The 3,271-nt window shown below is 62.3% G+C and carries 4 protein-coding genes; 1 reads left to right on the top strand and 3 read right to left on the bottom strand.

Going from position 1 to position 3,271, the window contains the following annotated elements; translation table 11 throughout:
• The 3 genes from ADADOO_RS09725 to ADADOO_RS09715 all read right to left on the bottom strand — a co-directional run.
• Positions 1-571 (bottom strand): ABC transporter ATP-binding protein (locus ADADOO_RS09725; protein ID WP_511277095.1); only part of this gene is annotated, 571 nt, incomplete at its 3' end.
• Positions 572-575: 4 nt separating this feature from the next.
• Entirely contained in the window at positions 576-1,736 is a 1,161-nt protein-coding gene (locus ADADOO_RS09720; RefSeq protein WP_511277094.1) for an efflux RND transporter periplasmic adaptor subunit, read from the bottom strand.
• A gap of 8 nt (positions 1,737-1,744) precedes the next feature.
• The gene (locus ADADOO_RS09715; RefSeq protein ID WP_511277092.1) at positions 1,745-2,332 is read right to left on the bottom strand and encodes a hypothetical protein; all 588 of its coding nucleotides are present in this window, start codon (positions 2,330-2,332) and stop codon (positions 1,745-1,747) included.
• A gap of 223 nt (positions 2,333-2,555) precedes the next feature.
• Here ADADOO_RS09715 and ADADOO_RS09710 point away from each other — a divergent pair.
• Positions 2,556-3,271 (top strand): hypothetical protein (locus ADADOO_RS09710; protein ID WP_511277090.1); only part of this gene is annotated, 716 nt, incomplete at its 3' end.

Here is a 3,271-nt window from a genome sequence, read left to right as displayed (position 1 = left end):
CGTTGAGCGCTTCGAGCAGATTGACCACCTCTTCGCCGGTATGGCGGTCGAGGTTGCCGGTCGGCTCATCGGCGAGAATCAGCGCCGGCTGCATGATCGTGGCGCGGGCGATGGCGACGCGCTGGCGCTGGCCGCCGGAAAGCTGGTCGGGCTTGTGGTCGGCCCGGTTTTCCAGGCCGAAATCCTTGAGCGCCTGGGCGACGCGCTGGTTGCGCTCGGCCGCCGGGATGCCGGCCAGCGTCATCGGCAGGGCGATGTTCTCGGCGGCGGTCAGGCGCGGCACGAGGTGAAAACTCTGGAAAACGAAGCCGATACGCGTGCTGCGCACGGTCGCCTGCTCGTCGGGCGACAAGGTAGTCACGTCGCGACCTTCGAGTTTGTAGGTGCCTTCATTCGGCCGGTCGAGCAGGCCGAGGAGATTGAGCAGCGTCGATTTGCCGGAACCCGAAGGCCCCATCACGGCGACGTATTCGCCGGCATCGATCTGCAAATTCAGGCCGGAAAGCGCGTTGACCGTGGTGTCGCCGAGCTGGAAGCGACGTTCGATGCCGGACAGTTCGATCAGCGCCATGCGCCTACTTCGCCTTGGCTGGGGCTGATGATTTCTCGTCCGGCGTGACCTTGGCGCCGGCCTTGACGCCTTCCTTGTCGAGCGAGGTGACGATGCGCTCGCCGGCGCTCAGGCCTTCCAGAACCTCGGTGTATTCCCAGTTAGCCAGTCCGGCCTTGATCAGGCGTTCGTCGAGCTTGCCGCTGTCGGCGTTGAAGACCAGTACCTTGCCGCCTTCCTGAATGGCTGCGGTCGGAATGCGCAGCACCTGGTCGCGTCCGGAGAGGATGATCTCGACGTCGGCGCTGTAGCCGACGAGCAACTTGCCGGCTTCGGTCGGCTTTTCGAAGTCGACCTCGATATCGACGGTACGCGCCTGTTTTTCGACGGCCGAGACATAGGGGGCAACGCGCCGTACCTTGCCGGGCAGCGTTTTGCCGGGCAGCGCGTCGAGGGTGATGCGCACCGGCTGGCCAATCTGGATCTTTGGCGCATCGACCTCGTCCATCGGCGCCTTGACGTAGAGGCAGGAGTCGTCGATCAGGTCGATGGCCGGCGGCGTCGGCACGCCTGGCGGCGAGGGCGTTGAGTATTCGCCCAGTTCGCCGACGATCTTGGCAACAATGCCGTCGAACGGCGCGTAGAGCGCGACGCGGCCCTGCTCGACGCGGGTCGCCTTCAATTTGGCTTCGGCCTGGGCAATATCGGCCTTGGCAGTGTTGCAACTGGCGCGACGGACTTCAGCATCGGTGCGGGCGACCTCTTCACGGCTCGGCGAAACGAAGCCCCTGGCACGCAGGTCGGATTGCCGTTTTGCCTCTTTTTCGGCGTTGACCGCGGCAATGCAGGCTTCCTCGCTGCGTTTGGCGCTCAGCGTGATCTGCGCCTGAGCCAGCGCACTTTGCGCCTGCTGGTCGTCGTTCCACAGCTTGAGCAGCAACTGGCCTTGCTTGACCTTGTCGCCTTCCTTGACGCCGAGGTATTCGATGCGGCCGCCGATGATCGTCGACAGCTTGGTGCGCTGGCAGGCCTCGATGGTCCCGGCCCGGGTGTTGGCCAGCGTTGCCTCGACTTTGCCGGCGGCCACTTCCTTGAGCACCACCGGGATCGGTTTCGGGCGGGTGAAAAAGAACAGGCCAAGGCCGAGAACGGCGATAACGGCAAGGATGATGGCAATGCGACGCATGGTATTTCCTATCGAAACCCGGGTAGCCAGCCCGATTGTTCGTGGCCCCAGACCGGCTCAAGGGCGCCCTGGTAGAGCGCCTCAATGACCGGCGGTTCCTGCCACGGCTCGTTCATGAAAGTTAGTCCGATTTCCTCCACCGTGCGCCCCGACCAGTAATGATCGGCGACCTCGTCGAGCGCGCTGAGCGACAGGCTGTGCGGCAGGCGCAGATAGTCGAGCCAGCTGGCGTCGTGAAAAGAGCAGATGTAAGCCCCCTTGGTGCGCGAGCAGGTCAGATTCTTGCCGAAGACCTTTTGTGGGTGCTTGAGGCGGAAAGTCGTCGCATCGGTCCGCGTGGCAAACTGGAGCAGGGCGTGCAGGCGGCTCGGAAAATGGTTGTAGCGACGCTGCCGGAAATACTCCAGATGGTATTCGGCAAAGTAGTTCTGCACCGACAGCAACTGGTCGCCGGGCGTCGGGGCGCCGCCTTCCGGAGAGGCCAGCGTGCCGCCAAAGGGGCTGCCCTTGAGAATGTCCCAGCCCGGCAGCTCGGCGCCGGGTTCGAGCCAGCAAAAAAGCTCCTGGATTGCGTTGTCCTTGATCAGATTGTCCATGGACCTATGGTGTGGGGGCGAATAGGGACATTCTGAACGATAGCTTCGGTTTGGCCAATCAACGGATGCAGGCAAAGGAATTGGAGCGCCCAAATATATGCAAACTGGAATATGATGCAAAAAGGAAAAATGGTTGCAGGGAGCGGAGTTCAAGGTCCGCTCGCCGTTGCCTTGGCGACGGGATTGTGAAGGAGGTCGTGGTGCCTTGTTACGTTTTGGTTAAATGAACCTGCGCAAAGCCTTTCTCAGCGTATTGGTCGCCCTTGCCGGGGTTCTCGTCCTGATCGCCGGTGCCACGCTGGGCGCCCTGTCGGCCTACGAAGACGCCCAAGTGGCAGCCAGGCATCGCCAGGATTCCATGGCGCTGATGGGCTCGGTTCGCCACGAGGTCGATTTGCTCAGCCGCCTGGTCAGCTCCTACGTCAGCACGGCCAATCCGCGCTACCTCATTTATTACTACGACATCCTGGCCATTCGTGAAGGCACGAAAAAAGCCCCGGATGCGGTGCCGGAAACTTTCTGGGAGCAGGTCATTGGTGGAACGCTCGCTTACCAGGCACCGCCGCCCGGACCCGGGCTTGCCTTGGCCGAGCGGACCAGTCTGCTTGGTTTTGATCCGGGCGAGGTGGCCATCCTCCGGCGGATTTTCCTGATTTCCGATCAGATGAAGCAGGTTGAACAGATTGCTTTTGCCACGACGCAAGGCCTGTACGACCCGGTAAAACGCGAATTTGTCTCGGAGGCAGAGCCGCAGCGCGATTTCGCCAATGCCTTGTTGCATGAGACGCGCTATCTCAAACTACGGGCCGATCTGGCGATTGCAGTTGATGAGCTGGCCAGCCAGGTCGACGAGCGAACGACCAAAAATCTGGCCCGGGCCGGCGAGCAGCTGTTGCGCTGGATCATTGTCGCGCTGCTCCTCCTGCTGGTCGCCGGCGT

Source organism: Azonexus sp. (assembly GCF_036170495.1).
Classification (GTDB): Bacteria; Pseudomonadota; Gammaproteobacteria; order Burkholderiales; family Rhodocyclaceae; genus Azonexus.
This window is presented reverse-complemented; position numbering and strand designations above follow the sequence as displayed.

Bases quoted from the DNA above. Each gene is read 5' to 3' on its own strand.
- ADADOO_RS09720 (WP_511277094.1), bottom strand. From the start codon at position 1,736: ATGCGTCGCATTGCCATCATCCTTGCCGTTATCGCCGTTCTCGGCCTT.
- ADADOO_RS09715 (WP_511277092.1), bottom strand. From the start codon at position 2,332: ATGGACAATCTGATCAAGGACAACGCAATCCAGGAGCTTTTTTGCTGG.